This is a genomic window from uncultured Gilvimarinus sp. (genome assembly GCF_963972205.1).
GTDB lineage: Bacteria > Pseudomonadota > Gammaproteobacteria > Pseudomonadales > Cellvibrionaceae > Gilvimarinus > Gilvimarinus japonicus.
On the sequence record NZ_CAXAUC010000003.1, the window covers coordinates 1 to 15,662 of the forward strand.

Annotated in this window: 13 protein-coding genes and 1 tRNA gene; 4 read left to right on the plus strand and 10 right to left on the minus strand. The window is 56.2% G+C overall.

Annotated features, from left to right (window positions below):
- Positions 1-292 precede the first annotated feature (292 nt).
- The 3 genes from AACY82_RS07000 to queE form a co-directional block, all read right to left on the minus strand.
- Positions 293-368 (minus strand) — tRNA-Lys (locus AACY82_RS07000).
- A 176-nt stretch (positions 369-544) separates the two neighbouring features.
- Positions 545-1,231: a 7-cyano-7-deazaguanine synthase QueC gene (gene queC, locus AACY82_RS07005; protein ID WP_339616074.1), complete on the minus strand. Its 687-nt coding sequence runs from the start codon at positions 1,229-1,231 to the stop codon at positions 545-547.
- Between the two features lie 71 nt (positions 1,232-1,302).
- On the minus strand, positions 1,303-1,953 hold the full coding sequence (gene queE, locus AACY82_RS07010) for a 7-carboxy-7-deazaguanine synthase QueE (protein WP_339616075.1): 651 nt from the start codon (positions 1,951-1,953) through the stop codon (positions 1,303-1,305).
- Positions 1,954-2,029: 76 nt separating this feature from the next.
- On the opposite strand from queE, the gene AACY82_RS07015 reads away from it, so the two are divergent.
- Complete coding sequence (locus AACY82_RS07015) at positions 2,030-2,356, plus strand: hypothetical protein (protein ID WP_339616076.1); 327 nt, start codon at positions 2,030-2,032, stop codon at positions 2,354-2,356.
- Positions 2,357-2,385: 29 nt separating this feature from the next.
- Here AACY82_RS07015 and AACY82_RS07020 read toward each other — a convergent pair whose 3' ends face one another.
- The 3 genes from AACY82_RS07020 to lpxL all read right to left on the minus strand — a co-directional run bounded on the left by AACY82_RS07020 (position 2,386) and on the right by lpxL (position 5,646).
- Positions 2,386-3,489 carry a phosphoribosylaminoimidazolesuccinocarboxamide synthase gene (locus tag AACY82_RS07020; protein ID WP_339616077.1) on the minus strand — a complete coding sequence of 368 codons (1,104 nt, stop codon included), beginning with the start codon at positions 3,487-3,489 and terminating at the stop codon, positions 2,386-2,388.
- 201 nt (positions 3,490-3,690) lie between these two features.
- On the minus strand, positions 3,691-4,644 hold the full coding sequence (gene corA, locus AACY82_RS07025) for a magnesium/cobalt transporter CorA (protein WP_339616078.1): 954 nt from the start codon (positions 4,642-4,644) through the stop codon (positions 3,691-3,693).
- 57 nt (positions 4,645-4,701) lie between these two features.
- Positions 4,702-5,646 (minus strand): LpxL/LpxP family Kdo(2)-lipid IV(A) lauroyl/palmitoleoyl acyltransferase, encoded by a 945-nt coding sequence (gene lpxL, locus AACY82_RS07030; RefSeq protein WP_339616079.1) that lies wholly within the window; start codon positions 5,644-5,646, stop codon positions 4,702-4,704.
- A gap of 186 nt (positions 5,647-5,832) precedes the next feature.
- Here lpxL and AACY82_RS07035 point away from each other — a divergent pair, with 186 nt between their 5' ends.
- Entirely contained in the window at positions 5,833-6,183 is a 351-nt protein-coding gene (locus tag AACY82_RS07035) for a hypothetical protein (RefSeq protein WP_339616080.1), read from the plus strand.
- A gap of 92 nt (positions 6,184-6,275) precedes the next feature.
- On the opposite strand, the gene grxD is transcribed toward AACY82_RS07035, so the two are convergent.
- From grxD to AACY82_RS07055, 4 genes are all read right to left on the minus strand, one after another.
- Positions 6,276-6,605 carry a Grx4 family monothiol glutaredoxin gene (grxD, locus tag AACY82_RS07040; protein ID WP_339616343.1) on the minus strand — a complete coding sequence of 110 codons (330 nt, stop codon included), beginning with the start codon at positions 6,603-6,605 and terminating at the stop codon, positions 6,276-6,278.
- Between the two features lie 448 nt (positions 6,606-7,053).
- Entirely contained in the window at positions 7,054-9,111 is a 2,058-nt protein-coding gene (locus AACY82_RS07045) for a TonB-dependent receptor (protein WP_339616081.1), read from the minus strand.
- 66 nt (positions 9,112-9,177) lie between these two features.
- A complete protein-coding gene (gene hrpB, locus AACY82_RS07050) occupies positions 9,178-11,619 on the minus strand; it encodes an ATP-dependent helicase HrpB (RefSeq protein ID WP_339616082.1) in 2,442 nt (813 codons plus the stop codon).
- Positions 11,619-13,175 (minus strand): hydantoinase B/oxoprolinase family protein, encoded by a 1,557-nt coding sequence (locus AACY82_RS07055; protein WP_339616083.1) that lies wholly within the window; start codon positions 13,173-13,175, stop codon positions 11,619-11,621. Before AACY82_RS07055 ends, hrpB begins: the two co-directional genes overlap by 1 nt.
- A 266-nt stretch (positions 13,176-13,441) precedes the next feature.
- Here AACY82_RS07055 and AACY82_RS07060 point away from each other — a divergent pair, with 266 nt between their 5' ends.
- Together AACY82_RS07060 and argF are read left to right on the plus strand one after the other, a co-directional pair.
- Entirely contained in the window at positions 13,442-14,602 is a 1,161-nt protein-coding gene (locus tag AACY82_RS07060; protein ID WP_339616084.1) for an aspartate aminotransferase family protein, read from the plus strand.
- A 22-nt stretch (positions 14,603-14,624) separates the two neighbouring features.
- Positions 14,625-15,560 carry an ornithine carbamoyltransferase gene (gene argF / locus AACY82_RS07065; RefSeq protein WP_339616085.1) on the plus strand — a complete coding sequence of 312 codons (936 nt, stop codon included), beginning with the start codon at positions 14,625-14,627 and terminating at the stop codon, positions 15,558-15,560.
- The last annotated feature ends 102 nt before the right edge of the window (positions 15,561-15,662 follow it).

Sequence of the window (15,662 nt, forward strand, 5' to 3'; positions counted from 1 at the left end):
CCAGTGACCAATTGGTTAAAAGCCAACTGCTCTACCAACTGAGCTAACGACCCATAAACTTTTACATGCAGCGCTAAAAGCGCACTTTCCATTTGTCGTACTGGATTGACTCGCATCATCCCGATGCTCGGGGCTACGCCCCACCGCTATGGCGGTGTCCAAAACGCTCCCGGCGTTTTGTCAAACCAGTGACCAATTGGTTAAAAGCCAACTGCTCTACCAACTGCTTTAACAACCCATAAACTGATTGTACTGCAGCTGCTCAAAGCAACTGCGCCCTTACGGGTAAATATGGTGGGTCGTACTGGATTCGAACCAGTGACCAATTGGTTAAAAGCCAACTGCTCTACCAACTGAGCTAACGACCCATTCTAACGCGTTTTACTGCTTTGGCAGACGGCCAAAACCTTGTTGCTAACGCCCTAAAAGGAGGCGCACATAATAATGATTTGATCAGAAAAAACAAGCGGTTTTTTGCAATAGTTTGGTAATAAATGGTAATTGATCAATAACTTACCAACCTAACCGAACTTTCCGCCGCGGTTTAGCGGTATCGCGTCGGATCATCGACGCCCGCCGCTTCAAAGCCAAATCGGCGCAACCGGCAACTATCGCACACACCACACGCGCGGCCATCGTCATCTGCCTGATAACAAGACACCGTCAAAGCGTAATCGACCCCAAGCGCAACGCCGCGTTTAACTATTTCCGCCTTACTTAGGTCAATCAAGGGGGTGCGAATTCGCAGCCGGTGCCCTTCGGTACCGGCGCGAGTCGCGAGATTCGCCATGCTTTCGTAGGCGGCAATATAATCGGGGCGGCAATCAGGGTAACCCGAATAGTCCACCGCATTGACGCCTATAAAAATATCGTCGGCCTCAAGCACCTCGGCCCAGCCCAGCGCAATGGATAAAAACACCGTATTGCGCGCCGGCACGTACGTGATAGGCACACCCTGAGTTTGCGTTTCAGGCACATCGATTGACGTATCCGTTAGCGCCGAGCCACCAATGGCACCAAGATCCAACGTGATAACTTTGTGCTCAACACTGCCCAAGGCTTTGGCAGCCCGCTCGGCGGCAACCAGCTCGGCGCGCATGCGCTGGCCATAATCAAAGCTAATGCTATAGCACTCAAACCCCTCGGACCGGGCGATTGCCAGCGCTGTGGTGGAATCCAATCCGCCGGAGGCCAACACAACGGCTCGCTTTTGGCTTTTTGTCTGACTCATTAATACCTTCTTACTCTGTGCAACATGTGGATTCAAGCACCGCAGACGCACCCCACAAGCAGCTGGACTGACTAGCGACCAGGGCTGTCATCCCACAGCAGCTTATGTAGCTGCAACTGATAACGCACCGGCAAATTGTCCGCTACGATCCACTCGGCCAGGGCGCGCTCATCCACCTGCCCGTAACTGGGCGACATCAAAACATCTGCGACCCTATCGGCAAGGCCGCGCTCATCAATCTTTAACCGCGCCCAGTCGTAATCATCTCGCGAGCAAATCACAAATTTAATTTGGTCGGTCGATTTAAGCGTATCTAAGTTATCCCATAGGTTGCGATGCGACTCACCCGAGCCCGGAGTTTTTAAGTCCATCACCTTCACCACACGCGCATCTACATTATCGAGCGCTATGGCACCGCTGGTCTCTAACGATACGTTGTAGCCCGCATCACACAGCGCGCTCAAAAGCTCTGGGCAGGTACGCTGCGCCATCGGCTCGCCACCGGTCACACACACGTAGCGAGGGTTGTAACTCGCCACCTGCGCCAACACGGCATCCAGGCTCATGCGCTCACCGCCATAAAAAGCATACTCACTGTCGCAGTATTGACAGCGCAGAGGGCAACCGGTCAAGCGCACAAACACCGTCGGCCGACCAGAAGTGTTTGACTCCCCCTGCAGGGAGTAAAAAATTTCTGTAATTTTAACGCTTGCTGCATTCATAAAGTGATCTGCTTGGCGCCCGGCGCCGGGAACTGATATTCTAAGTGGCTATGCGACAACAGCCGCAGGACCATTAATGAAGCTGGCCAAATCCAAAAAGGAGCAGCGCCAAGAACTGGACTCGCTAATGCGCGAGTACCTTGAGCACGGCGGCGCCATAAACGAAGTGCCGCGCGGCTTATCCGGCCGCGTTGACAATCGTCAGCCCCTGCCCCACGTTTTTGATAAAAAGGCCGAACCCGACACCCGCACATCGGTTTCCGACGAGATCTCGGCTATTGAGCAGCGCCGCAAACCCAAACCGCCTGCGCCAATTGCCCAACCCAAAAGAAATACGCGGCCACGCAAAAAAATTATCTACGATGAGTTTGGCGAACCGCTGCGCTGGGAGTGGGAGAGCTAATCTCCCACGCCACAGCGCCAAGCAATACGTTAATCAACCAAACCGTAATCGTTGCGTAAAATATCGATAATTTCCTGCTTCGGATTGTCACTCAGCACAATTTTCTCGCCAGTGATTTTTTCGGCAATACTGCGGTAAGTCTCGGACACTTGCATCAACACCGATTCGGGCAAGGCATTGTCTTGCGCCAACGCTTTACGCTCTTCCATACGGTCTTTATTCAGCAGAACGTCAGGGTCGGGAAAGTAGTTCAGCAACAACTGGCGAAACTCTTCTTTGGACTTTTCGACCACCTTGCCATCGCGATAGCTCGGGCCATCCCAAATGCGCGAGGAATCGGGCGTTCCCACCTCATCCATATAGATCAGCTTTTCATTGCCCGCAGCATCGGCGACGTAACCAAACTCAAACTTGGTGTCGACAAAAATCTGATCCAGCTCGGCCAGCGCGCCACTGATAACATCAAAGCCCTCTTTTAGCAGGCGCTCGTAGTACTCAATGTCGTCTTTGTTTTTAAAGTTAAAAGCTTCAAAATTGGCCTCAATGTCAGCGCGGGTAATGTTGACATCATCCGCCTCTGGCACACCGGGAATCCCCTTAAGAATGCCCTTGGTAGAAGGTGTAATAAGAAGCTCGGGCAGCTTTTGATCTTTTTCCAGACCATCGGGAATCTCTATGCCGCAAAACTCACGGCCGCCCTTGGCATAATCGCGCCACATAGAGCCGGTAATATACTGGCGGCAAATCGCCTCAATCATCACCGGGCGAGCTTTTTGCACAATCCAGACAAATGGGTGCGGAATATCCAGAATATGGCTGTCGGCCAAGCCCTGCTCACGGAACAGGCGAAACCAATGATTAGAGATAGCATTTAACGCGGCGCCCTTACCCGGCACACCGTTCATGCCGCCCTCACCGTGCCAAATACAATCAAAAGCAGAGATCCGGTCACTGATTACCATGATCGCCAAAGGCGCGTCGGCGGCCACGTCGTAGCCTTTTTCGGCAATCAGACGGCGACTGTCGGCTTCGGTCAGCCAGTAAACACTGCGAACCTTGCCGCTGTGAACCGGCTGCTCAGTGCGAATGGGTAAATCGTTGTTAACGGAGAGTACTCTGTCTGCCAGACTCATAAGCAAAGCCCTTTCAATACGAAAATTTAGGGGGAAGAGAAAAACCGGCGATATTAGCAGATTCACCCGCCTGTGGCACGCTTTTGCGGCAACAGGCGGGTATTTTTGCGACAAGTTTTAGCCCGTACCCTGCCAGAACAGTCAGAGGACAACCATTGACCAGTCAGCGGCCCATTGGGCCGCCGCAGCCAACACCAGGGCCTAGAGCCAATCTTTACGCTTAAAATACCACAGGGGCGCAATCGCCGATGCCAGCATAATCGCGGTGCCCGTTAAGTAGCCCCATTCCCAATGCAAGCCGGGAATAAACTCAAAATTCATCCCGTAGAAACTTGCCACCACCGTAGGTGGCAGGAAAATAACCGCGGCAATTGAGAAGGTTTTAATAATCTGGTTTTGCTCGATATTGATAAAACCCTGAGTCGAATCCATCAAAAAGTTAATTTTGTCGAACAAAAATGCCGTGTGCGACATGAGCGTATCCACATCGCGCTTAATCTCACGGGCGGTCTCTTGCAGCTCAAAATGCTCGCGCAGATGGCGCTGCAAAAATGAAATCGACCGCTGCGTATCCATCAAGCACAGGCGAATTTTACCGTTACTGTCCTCAAGCTTGGCCAAGCGATCAATCGCATCCTCGAGGTCGGCATCGTCATCTTCCAGCACAGTGTGGCTAACGTCCTCGAGCTTGCGATGAATATCCTCCAGCACGTCGGCAAGGTTCTCGACCTTTTGCTCAAACATCGTAATCAGCAAATCTTGTGGCGAATGCGCCTGCACCTGGCCGCGCCGGGCGCGCATCCGCAACAGCCTAAAATCAGCCAACTCGCCGTCGCGCAGAGTGATCAGGCGCTTATCCTGCAAAATAAAAGCGACTGTGGTAGTCGAGTGGCGCCCCTCGGTGGGCGACAAAAACAGCGAGTGGACATGAATACCAGCATTATCCTGAAAATAACGCGCCGAGAACTCAATCTCTTCAACGTCGTCCGACTCGGGCAGCTCGGCACGTAAAAATTTATTCAGCTCATCACGTTCGTCTTCCGTAGGCTCTGCCGCATCAATCCATATCGCCGTCCCCATGGCGGCCTTAACGTTGTCGGGGTCAACGTTTTGATCCCGCAATTTTGCGCCCTGAATATCGAACATTCTTAGCATACTTTTTACTCCATTCGAATGAGCCAACGGTTACCTAAGTGTACCCTGTTATACCTGCTATTTCTTTCTGCGCGGAGCGTAAGGTGACGCCTCTCCCTCCGGTCGGGTTTTAAATCGCCGGTGCACCCATAAATATTGCGCCGGGTGGCGCCGCACCACAGACTCCACGACCGCATTGACGGCGCTCGCATCGGCAACGTCATCGCCGCTTGGGAAATTCTCCAGCGGCTCTTTCAGCTCAACATGATACACGCCGGCATCATCGCGATAGTGCTCAAAGGGCACCACCACGGCGCGACCCATTTGCGCCATCCTCGCCGTCGCGGTTACCGTCGCGGCCTGAATGCCAAAAAAAGGCGCAAACACGGTGTTTTGCACACCGTAATCTTGATCGGGCGCGTACCAAATACGGTGATTCTTGCGTAAATTTTTAACCAGCTGGCGCACTTCATCGCGGGGAATTGTGCCGCCCGAATAACTTTCGCGGGCGCGAGCCATTGCCGCCGCCAACAACGGGTTACGATCTACCCGGTAAATCATATCGCACTCGATATTCAGGCCCATAATACGTCCGGCCACATCCAACGTAGAATAATGCCCGCCCAACAAGAGCACGCCCTTGCCTTCATTTTGCAGCCGATGAAGAATCTCTAGCCCCTTTAGGGTGTAGCGGCCCGCAAATTTACGATCTGGCCCCCATAGGGCGATCGCAGTTTCGACAAAGCTCAGCCCGACATTGCGCAATATATCGCGCACCAATTGCTCGCTTTCGGTATCGGACAACTGGGGAAAACACAGCTTGACGTTAACCCGGGCGATTTCCCGGCGCGAGCCGGCAAAGCGATGCAGCAACGCCCCCAACCACTCCCCCAGTTTGCGCGCAACTGGCCAAGGCAGGTGCGCCACCAACACAAAAACACCCAACGCTAACCATGTCACCCAATAACGGGGGTGCGCAAAGCCTGCTAAACTCGTCCGAGCATCGTGTTGTTTTTGGGTCATCGCGCAATCACTCCGTAGCGGCCGGCCAGTAACCAGCAGTAAAGTGGCGCGATTATAACAAGAGCAGTCACATCTTGTGATTATTCTATGGCAATCTGTTAGGGTATTTACGCAAATACCCTGGCGCCACCGCGTTACCACGCAGGCCACCCAGATAACAAGCTAGCGCAACAACGAGACACCACCTTGGACCCCAAAGCCGACACAAGACTCACTGAGCTGAGCGCCAGACTGGATAAAACCCACGCCGACCTCACCCACAAACTGGACGAGCTTTACCAGCTTCGCGAGGCATCGGACGGCGAGCAATGGCGTGAATACGAGAGCCAGATACGCGCCCTAAAAGAGCAGGAAATCCGCCTGTTAAAATCAAAAAATACCGCGTGGATGGCGCACTGGTTGCGTACCGACGGCGAGGTAGAGGTGGTCGATGCGCCACATCGCACACTCGGTATTATACTCATCGGCATCAGCATTATTGGTGCGGTCGGGCTTGGCATACTATGGTGGTATCTGCAGAGTACAGGCAGCCTATAACCTTAACAAACAAGGTAGCGGTAAAAACGAAGGGGGCAAAAAAAGAAATGGGCAGCCCCCGAGAACGAGAACTGCCCCAACAGGAGCATGAATCAATCTGAAGAATCGGCGGGTACTGCGGCGTCAATCAACGCTTGAAGTTCACCATTCTCATACATCTCGGTCACGATATCGCAACCGCCTACCAACTCACCATTTACCCACAACTGCGGATAAGTAGGCCAATTGGCGTACTGCTTCAGAGCTTCGCGAACATCTTGATTGGCCAAAATATCCACGTATGCAAACCGCTTGTTGCACCCCATTACCGCTTGCGAGGTACGCTGTGAAAACCCACATTGAGGCGCATTTGGCGAGCCCTTCATGTACAAAATCACTGGGTTTTCAGAAAGCTGCTGTTTGATGGTATCCAGTACATCCATAATGCTAATCATTGCCTCGTTTAGATCTATCCGCAGGGCGCAAACCCTTTGGATTGGTGGACTTGAAGGTATTACCTAGCCCTTATGCGATTAAACCTAATCGACCAAGAGCCCAGAGCCTACAAAATCGAGAGAGAACCGAAAATTCGTATAACCAGATAATCGTTCAAGCCGGTTATTCTACCGCAGCGCGGCATTCGATCCAAATACACCCGATGCTACCGCACCCGACCTTACGTTAACTTAAAGCAACTAGCATTAACTTAACATCAACTGAAGGGGAAACTGACAAAGCCAACCACCAAGCAGGCCTCTATCATAACCCAAGCCGCCGGTAAATGGGATGGCAAAGCGGCAACTAATTGCCACTTTATAGGTAAAGTTATGCTTTTGACGCTAAAAAATACCACTTTATTGAGGTTTTTACTGCAGACTCGCAATGACAGCGCTACCAGTTGTGGCTCAGATTCACCCCCACATCAAACTGCCGTCCCGGGGCAGGCTCAATGGTTCGGCCACGGCTTTGGTTGACAATAACCGAGCCCACGTACTTTTTATCGGTCAGATTCCGGGCTTTTGCCCAAAAAACAACATCCCATGACCCCCAGCGGCGCTCCGAGCGCATCGACAAATCCCACGTCACCGCTCCCGGCACAATCTCGCTATTGCTATCGGAGCTCGCGACATCGCCCCGATACCGGGTTGCCAAGCTCAACTCAAGGGGCGCCGCCAGTGGCCGCCAATCAACCTGACTATACACATTCTCACTTGCCACACCGGGCAACCGCAATCCGGCGTAGGGGCCGGCGCTGTACTCGGCACTCAAAAGAGTACCGCCCAACCGCCAGTCCCAATGGCGAGACAACTGCCACTGTAGCTGCCCCTCAATACCTTCGCGCTCAGTGTCGGCGCCGTTGCGATAGGTGGTCCGGCCACCGCTGGACTGATCCACCACCAGCTCATCGCGGCTGCGCACTATAAAAGCGGTGAGACTGGCATTAATGACCGAGCGCTCTAGGCGCCAGCCAAACTCTGCCTGACGATTTTGGGACGGCTGTAAATCCGTATTTAGGCCGGTGCCGTTATTGCGGTAGGCCATTTCCGTTAAAGTGGGGGTTTCAAACCCCTCGCCTACGCTGGCAAACACGCGCCACGCGCCCTGCCCGTAGCTGCCGCCAAAAGCTACACTTGGCTCGGAGAACTGCAGCGAGCCCGAATCATCGGGGTTGCTGCCCTGAATAAAGTCATCGGCAACATCAAAGCTTATAGTGTTGTAACGCCCGCCTAGCTGCAACATCCAGCGATCGCTTGGTTGCCACACCAGTGCGCTATACAGATCGCGGTTTTGCACCTGCCCGAGCTCGTCGCGTTTAAGCTCGCCCGCTACGCCCTGTTCATTGACAAAGCCTTTGCGCCGGTCGCGCATCTGCGCCAACTCCACCCCCGCCGACCACTCTAAAGTGCCTAACTGACGGGCCAGGCGAATATTCGCGCCGCTAAAATCGCGGTGTAAATCGATCACCGCGCCGCTGCTGTTTTCGTCGTCGCCGGGAAAACTTAAAAACTGCTCGATATCACGCGTGCCCAACCAAGCCGCCGTCTGCCAGCTCCCCCATGAGGTTGGCTGGCGTGCGCTAAGCGACGCTTGTTTATGATTGATGGATTTGCGCGGCTTAAACAAACGCGCTACTGGGTGCACCTGGGCATCGTCCTCAAGCCACTGCTCGTAGGTCAGCCCCTGCGGGTCTTGGGTATCCGGGTCGCGGCTCATATCCACCCGCGCCAATAGCTCGATATCGCTTTGGGAGCGGTAGTACCACTGCCCTGCCAACTGATTGCGCTCGGCGCTCGAGTGTTCGCGAAAGCCGTCGGTACTAAACTGGCTGACCTGTACCCGGGCAGCGGCCTGCTCGCCGGCCCACTCGCCGCGCACTTGATAGCGCCGCTGGCGGGCATCGCCTGCGGCTATTGTTGCGCTCAGCTGATCGGCTTCTGGTCGGGCGCTAAAAAATGCAATCGTGCCGCCGGCGGCATTGCCGTATAGACTCGCCATTGGCCCGCGCAACACCTCAACCCGGTCAACCCCATCGAGCGCAATGCTGGAGGTTTGGCTCTGTCCGTCGGGCATGGTCAGCGGCACGCCGTCAATGCGCATATTAATGCCGCGCACCCCAAACGCCGAGCGGGCGCCAAAGCCTCGCAGAGTAATACGGGTATCCTGGGCAAAGTTGGCGCGACTGTCAGCTTGCACGCCAGGCAACCCCGCCAGCAACTCTGCGCTGTCGAAGCGAAACCCCGGCAACTGATCCCGCGCCGCAACCACATCCACCGCCGCTGCGGCGTTATACCAGCGGCTGGGCTCGCGATTCGATGTCACCACTACAATTTCCTGCGGGCGATCAGCGGCGGGCTCTGGGCTGTCTTGCGCAGCGGCCCCCTCAAAACAAAGGTTGGCTATAAATGCGGCGGCAGTCGTACTTTTCCAACCGGTGACACTTGGTTTCATACACTGGTATCCAAAATCAATTTGCCTGCCGCATCGTTTAATCGCGCGGCGACGTAAAGGTGACTTTTACAGCCGACGCTTTACCAGCGCCGTTGGCCGGTGGGTTAACGGGTCTTCGGGCCACGGGTGCTTGGCGTAGCGGCCGCGCACCTCGCGCCGCACCTCGGGGTAAACCTCGCGCCAAAAAAACGCCAAATCTCGCGTGACCGCCAAAGGCCGGCCCGCCGGCGAGAGCAGCTCAATGGCAAGGGGAATTCCAGTAGCAGGTAACGCAAAGGTTTGTGCCCCAAAAAACTCCTGCAGCTTAGCTGCAATACGCGGCTCACAATTTACACTGCCGGCCAGCCATTCGGCTGGCGCAGTGGCCGCCAAGTAATCTACTAGCACAGACCGGCCGCTGGGCAGCTCGACACTGACTGGCAGCCACTGGTTAACATCCCGCGCGGCATCAAACCCCAAATAAAACCGCAATGCATCCAGTAGTGGCAACTCGTTTAAATCAGATTCGGCATTTAAAAAGCTCGCCAGCCAGTCATCCAGCCGCTCAAGTAAGTCGGCCTCGGAAAGCGGCGGCAAGCTCAGCGCACCTTGCGCTTGCAATAGGCGGGCGCGCACAAGCAAGCTCAATGCCGCCGGTGGCCAACTGACGCCCGCCAACCCCTGGCTGCGAATAAACTGCAAAATAGCCGCTGGTACCTCGGCGTCGGTTAGCGCTCGCTCGGTTTCATCCACTAATTGGCCGCCCACTCTAAAACGGCTGCGCTCGACCCAGCGGCGGCGTTTACCACTGCCCAGCTGCTCTAAACTCGACTCGGCACTGGCCAGCTGGCGCACTTGCGCAGGGCTTAACTGTATCGCCAGGCCCACCCCCACGTGCTCGCGTCCACGGGCCATCACTTGCAACAGCAACGCCCACTCGCCCACATCGGCTAACTGCACACTAATACCGGCGTTAATTCGGTAGCGCCCCGACTCGCGCCGATGAGCAACCCGATCGACAAACACTTGCGCTAGCCGGCCCGCTAAAGCTGGCAATAAAGCCGTCACAGCGGCGTTAGGTGCAACCGCAACGCCGAGCGTCTGCTGCCAACGCCCACTTAACTGTTGCCACTGTTTATTGCGCCGCAGCTCTAGCTCGGCACCCGCTAACCACTGCTCCAGCGTGGCCTCGGCGGGCAAATCAAAATGCAGTGCCAGGGCCAGCAACAACAACCACGGGTAGTCGGTTAGTGAATCCTCTAATTGCAACAACAAAGCGGCGATGCGCGGGTGGGTACCCAGCGTAGCGACCCGTTCGCCCTGCGCGGTAATGCCTCCGTCGGCATCCAACAACTGCCAGCGCTGCAAATGCGTTTGCGCGTGGGTTAAGGCTAAGCGGCCGGGTGGCTCTAACCATGGTAATTGCGCGGCCGGCGTACCCCAGTGGGCGAGTCTTAAGGCTAGCGGCAGATAATCAGTGCGGCGAATTTCGGGCAACGCTTGCGGCGCCAACGCCTCGGACTCGGACCACAGCCGAATACAAAAACCGGCCTGTACGCGGCCCGCACGGCCCCGGCGCTGCTCGGCGCTGGCGCGGGATATGCGTCGTGTTTCAAGCCGGGTCACACCGGTGCGCTGCTCAAACGCGGGCTCTCGCGCAAGACCAGAGTCAATCACCAGCGTCACATCGGCAATGGTCAGCGAGGTTTCGGCGATATTGGTGGCCAGAATCACGCGCGGACCCAATGTCGCGTCCAGCGCGGACAACTGCTCTTGCCGCGCCACCCGGCTGTGCAGGCAATACACCGGATGCCCGGCAAACGCCCGGTTAAGGGCTTGCCTACAGTCGTCAATCGCGCGCCAGCCCGATAAAAACACCAATACTGTACGCGTTTGCCAGTCTGTTTTTGTGGCCAGCGCGCGCAGCAGTTGGTCGGCCAATGGCTCGCCACGGGGGCCGGCCTCGCGCGCTGGGCAAAAGCTTAGCTCGACCGGAAAACAGCGCCCCGGCGAGTGTAAAGAGGTATCCACTTGCTGGCGCAGCGCCGCATCGGGGGTGGCCGACATCAACACCAACTGTAAATCCTCACGCAAAATAGCGCTCTCTTGCAGCAGTGCCCACGCGGTATCTTGGTTGACCGAGCGCTCGTGAATCTCATCCAGCATCACCGCACCCACCCCGTTCAGCTCCGGGTCGGCCAATAAACGCTGCAACAAAATCCCCGGCGTCATAATCAGCAGCCGGGTCGCTTTGCTTTGCCGACGATCAAACGCCACCTGATAACCCACGGTTTGCCCGACGTCATCGCCCAGCAGCGCGGCCAGCCGGCGCGCCAAGGTTAAAGCCGGCAGCACCCTGGGCTGAATCAACCATACTTGGCCGTCAATGTGCTCTAGCGCCCACAAAGGCGCCAAGGTAGATTTACCGGCACCGGGTTCGGCTTCTAAAAGCAGGCTGCCCGCGCCCATGGCGGCAGCAAACGCGGGGCGCAATTCAGTTAACGGCAGTGTGGGGTAATCGATAGCCATTAGCGCTGCGGTTTACCCCAACCGCCGCCACCGGCACTTGCCAAGGTTAACCGATCACCTGCTGTAACATGTAGGGCGATCTTGCCCGGCAGCAGCTCGCCATTTAAACGGTTTTCGCCACACTCACCGGCCTGCCCGCCCGCCAAACCCCACGGGGCATAACGGCGGCGCTCGGTAAGCAGCGTAACTTGCGCTGGCGCCAAAAACTCGTACTCGCGAAGCAAACCATCACCACCGGCGCGCTGCCCGGCTCCGCCTGAGCCGGGGCGCAACTGATAGCGAGTCACGCGCACTGGGTAGTGTTTCTCTAAACTCTCGATGGGCGTATTTAACGTGTTGGTCATATGGGTTTGCACCCCCGACCAGCCACCGCCGCGCTGGCCGGCGCCCATGCCGCCGCCGTTGGTTTCGTAGTAATCCCAGCGCTCGCTGCCAGTTGTGGCATTGGCGCCCATGGCGATATTGTTCATCGAGCCGGTACTGGCGGCGGGGATACGCTCGGGCAGCGCGGCAGCGAGTGCGCCCAACATCACATCCACCATGCGGGTCGAGGTTTCGACATTGCCAGCGGCCACCGCAGCCGGGCGGCGCGCGTTCACCAAGCTACCCTCGGGCGCGCTAATAGCAATCGGCCTAAAGGTGCCGGCGCAGGCCGGTGTTTGCTCGGGCATTAAACAGCGCAACACATAAAAGCTGGCGGCCGCCGCAACCGACAATGGACAGTTGATATTGCCGGGCACTTGCTCTGCGGTGCCCGTAAAGTCCACGTTTACCGCATCGCCCGTGACGGTAATGCTGACAGTAATGGCAATATCGCGCTGCCCCAAACCGTCGTCATCCATATAGTCGGTATAGCAGTAACGCCCTGCGGGGATCTCGGCTAACGCGGCACGCGCTAAACGCTCGGCGTAATTATTGAGCGCCGTTAAAGCCGCGCTGTAAGGCGCAATACCCAATGCCGAGACTTGCGCCTGTAAGCGCTCTACCCCCACCCGGCATGCACTGATTTGCGCGGCAAAGTCACCCCGAGCCTGAATTGTGTGGGTCGCCTTTGGGTCCGTACCGCACAAACGGGCTAACACCGCCTCGACCGGAACACCTTTTACAACCAAGGGCGTGGGGGGAATAATCTCACCTTCTTCCTCTAAGTGCCGAGATATAGGCATCGAGCCGGGGCTGGCAGCTCCAATATTGGCGTGGTGAGCGCGGTTGGCAGCAAAGCCCACTAATCTTCCCGCGCAAAAAACAGGCGCAATGACAGTGACATCGGGTAAATGAGTACCCCCTAAGTAGGGGTCATTCACCACCAGCATATCGCCCTCGCACCACTCGACGGCGCTGACGATATCGGCCATGGCGTAGGCCATACTGCCCAAGTGCACAGGGATGTGCGCCGCCTGGGCGCTTAGTAAGCCGTCGGCATCAAACAAAGCGCACGAAAAATCCAGACGATCTTTAATGTTGGGCGAAAATGCCGCGCACTTAAGCACCGCGCCCATCTCATCGCAAATAGACGCCATGCGGCTGGCAAACACACTCAGTTCAATGGCATTCATTGTGACCCGGGCTCCCGAAGATCGCGATACAAAAACAGAGCGCGAGTTTACCATCACGGGCGGGGCTGCGTCGGCCCGCCGGCGGGTATTTGCCAAGGCGAGCGTTTCGCTATAGTATCGGCTGTTTGGTTTTTGCCACGTTTTAGCGCTAACCCAGCGCAAGCCCGCGCATTAACCGCACGATACACTCTTGGATGAATCCCTGATTTGCCTTTCCCAGAGCCTTTTAACCAGGTTCGGGCGGCACTGTTTTTGGAGAAAGACAAATGTCTACATTGATGAACACCTACGGCGAGCGGACCTTAACCCTGGTAAAGGGCGAAGGCAGCCGAGTGTGGGACGATGCGGGCAACAGCTACATCGATGGCATCAGTGGCATCGCGGTCTGTGGCCTTGGGCACTCACACCCGGCCGTGACCCGCGCCATTACCGAGCAAGCGGGCACCTTGCTGCATGTGTCTAACCTCTACAACATTCCGCCCCAGCGCGAGCTGGCCGATAAGCTGTGCCAAGCATCGGGCATGGAAAAGGTGTTTTTCTCTAACTCCGGCGCCGAGGCCAATGAGGCGGCGATTAAAATCGCCCGTAAATACGGCAACGATAAAGGCATTGAGAACCCCACCGTAGTAGTAATGAACAGCGCCTTTCACGGCCGCACCATGGCGACACTGACCGCCACTGGCAACACCAAAGTGCAACAGGGCTTTGCCCCGCTACTGCCCGGTTTTGTGCGCGCGCCCTTTAACGATGTCGCCGCCATTGAAGTGTTAGCTGCCGAACACAAAAACATTGTGGCGATACTGGTCGAGCCCGTGCAAGGCGAAGGCGGCGTGCGCGTGCCAGCCGATGATTACCTAAACAAGCTGCGCGAGTTATGCGACCGCCACGAGTGGCTGTTAATGCTGGATGAGATTCAAACCGGTAACGGCCGCACCGGCCAGTACTTTGCCTATCAGCACAACGGCATCAAGCCCGATGTGGTAACCACGGCCAAAGGCTTGGGCAACGGCGTGCCTATCGGTGCGTGCCTGACCCACGGCAGAGCCTCCGAGGTATTTGGCCCCGGCAATCACGGTTCGACCTTTGGCGGCAATCCGCTGGCGTGTCACGCCGCCTGCGCGGTGCTTGATTCACTCGATAACGAGATGCTGGCTCAGGTTGCCGAGCGCGGCGAGCAAATTCGCGAAACCCTGCGCCAGAGCATTGGCGAGCTCGACCAGGTAGTCGAGATTCGCGGTCACGGTTTAATGATCGGCATTGAGTTGGCCGAGCCCTGCCCGGAGCTTGTCGCTAAAGCTCGCGAGCTCGGGCTACTGATCAACGTTACCGCCGGCAACACCATTCGTTTACTGCCGACGTTTGTAATGACAGACGAAGAGACCGATACGCTGGTGAATGGCATTATCGCTCTGGTTGAAGCACTTTAATTTAGATTGTTAAGGCACAGTTATGGTTGCAGTTAGCGCACCACACAACGGCAAAAAAACGCGGCACTTTTTAACGCTAAACGACATTAGCGCCGAAGAGTTAAGCAGTATTATTGCACGCGCCATCGAGCTTAAAGCCGAGGTGTACAACGGCACGTCCAAACCACTGCTCGATCGCAAAGTGATGGGAATGATTTTTGAAAAATCATCCACCCGCACTCGCGTGTCGTTTGAAACCGGCATGGCACAACTTGGGGGACACGCGCTGTTTTTATCCTCACGCGACACCCAGCTTGGTCGCGGCGAGCCGATTGAAGACTCTGCCCGCGTGCTATCGCGTATGGTCGACATTGTGATGATTCGCACCTTTGGCCACGACACCATTGAGCGCTTTGCCGAGTACTCGCGGGTGCCAGTTATCAACGCCTTAACCGACGACTACCACCCCTGCCAGCTGCTGGCCGACATCCAAACCTTTGTCGAGCTGCGCGGCTCTATGCAGGGCAAAAGCGTGGCTTGGGTGGGCGATGGCAACAACATGTGCAACTCCTACATCAACGCCGCACGCCTGTGCGACTTTGAGCTGCGCATTGCCACGCCCGAGGGTTTTGGCCCCACAGCCGAGCGTATCAACGCCGGCAAAGAACGCATCAAAATCTGCACCAACCCAACGGATGCCGTCAAAGGCGCCGACTTGGTGGTGACCGACACCTGGGCCTCAATGGGCCAGGAAGATGAAAAACAGTTGCGCGAGCGCGCTTTTGCCGACTACCAGGTGAATGCCGAGCTTATGAGCCACGCCGCATCCGATGCACTGTTTATGCACTGCTTACCCGCGTATCGCGGCAAAGAAGTCAGTGCCGAACTCCTCGACGCACCGGACTCGCCAGTATGGCAAGAAGCCGAAAACCGCCTACACGCGCAAAAAGCCTTGATTGAGTTTTTACTTACACAATAAAGCGCTGCCAACCTAGTAAGTTAGGCCGCCACCGCGTTAACCGCCCGGTGGCGGCCCCTTCCTTTAACCACCCTCCAGCTCTATCATGTATAGCTATTGTGC

What these genes read in the sequence shown, in the direction of transcription:
- AACY82_RS07015 (WP_339616076.1), top strand. Translation starts at nt 2,030, where the DNA reads ATGAAGCTGGCCAAATCCAAAAAGGAGCAGCGCCAAGAACTGGACTCG.
- AACY82_RS07020 (WP_339616077.1), bottom strand. Translation starts at nt 3,489, where the DNA reads ATGAGTCTGGCAGACAGAGTACTCTCCGTTAACAACGATTTACCCATT.
- queC (WP_339616074.1), bottom strand. Translation starts at nt 1,231, where the DNA reads ATGAGTCAGACAAAAAGCCAAAAGCGAGCCGTTGTGTTGGCCTCCGGC.
- AACY82_RS07055 (WP_339616083.1), bottom strand. Translation starts at nt 13,175, where the DNA reads ATGAATGCCATTGAACTGAGTGTGTTTGCCAGCCGCATGGCGTCTATT.
- hrpB (WP_339616082.1), bottom strand. Translation starts at nt 11,619, where the DNA reads ATGGCTATCGATTACCCCACACTGCCGTTAACTGAATTGCGCCCCGCG.
- lpxL (WP_339616079.1), bottom strand. Translation starts at nt 5,646, where the DNA reads ATGACCCAAAAACAACACGATGCTCGGACGAGTTTAGCAGGCTTTGCG.
- grxD (WP_339616343.1), bottom strand. Translation starts at nt 6,605, where the DNA reads ATGGATGTACTGGATACCATCAAACAGCAGCTTTCTGAAAACCCAGTG.
- queE (WP_339616075.1), bottom strand. Translation starts at nt 1,953, where the DNA reads ATGAATGCAGCAAGCGTTAAAATTACAGAAATTTTTTACTCCCTGCAG.
- corA (WP_339616078.1), bottom strand. Translation starts at nt 4,644, where the DNA reads ATGCTAAGAATGTTCGATATTCAGGGCGCAAAATTGCGGGATCAAAAC.
- argF (WP_339616085.1), top strand. Translation starts at nt 14,625, where the DNA reads ATGGTTGCAGTTAGCGCACCACACAACGGCAAAAAAACGCGGCACTTT.
- AACY82_RS07045 (WP_339616081.1), bottom strand. Translation starts at nt 9,111, where the DNA reads ATGAAACCAAGTGTCACCGGTTGGAAAAGTACGACTGCCGCCGCATTT.
- AACY82_RS07060 (WP_339616084.1), top strand. Translation starts at nt 13,442, where the DNA reads ATGTCTACATTGATGAACACCTACGGCGAGCGGACCTTAACCCTGGTA.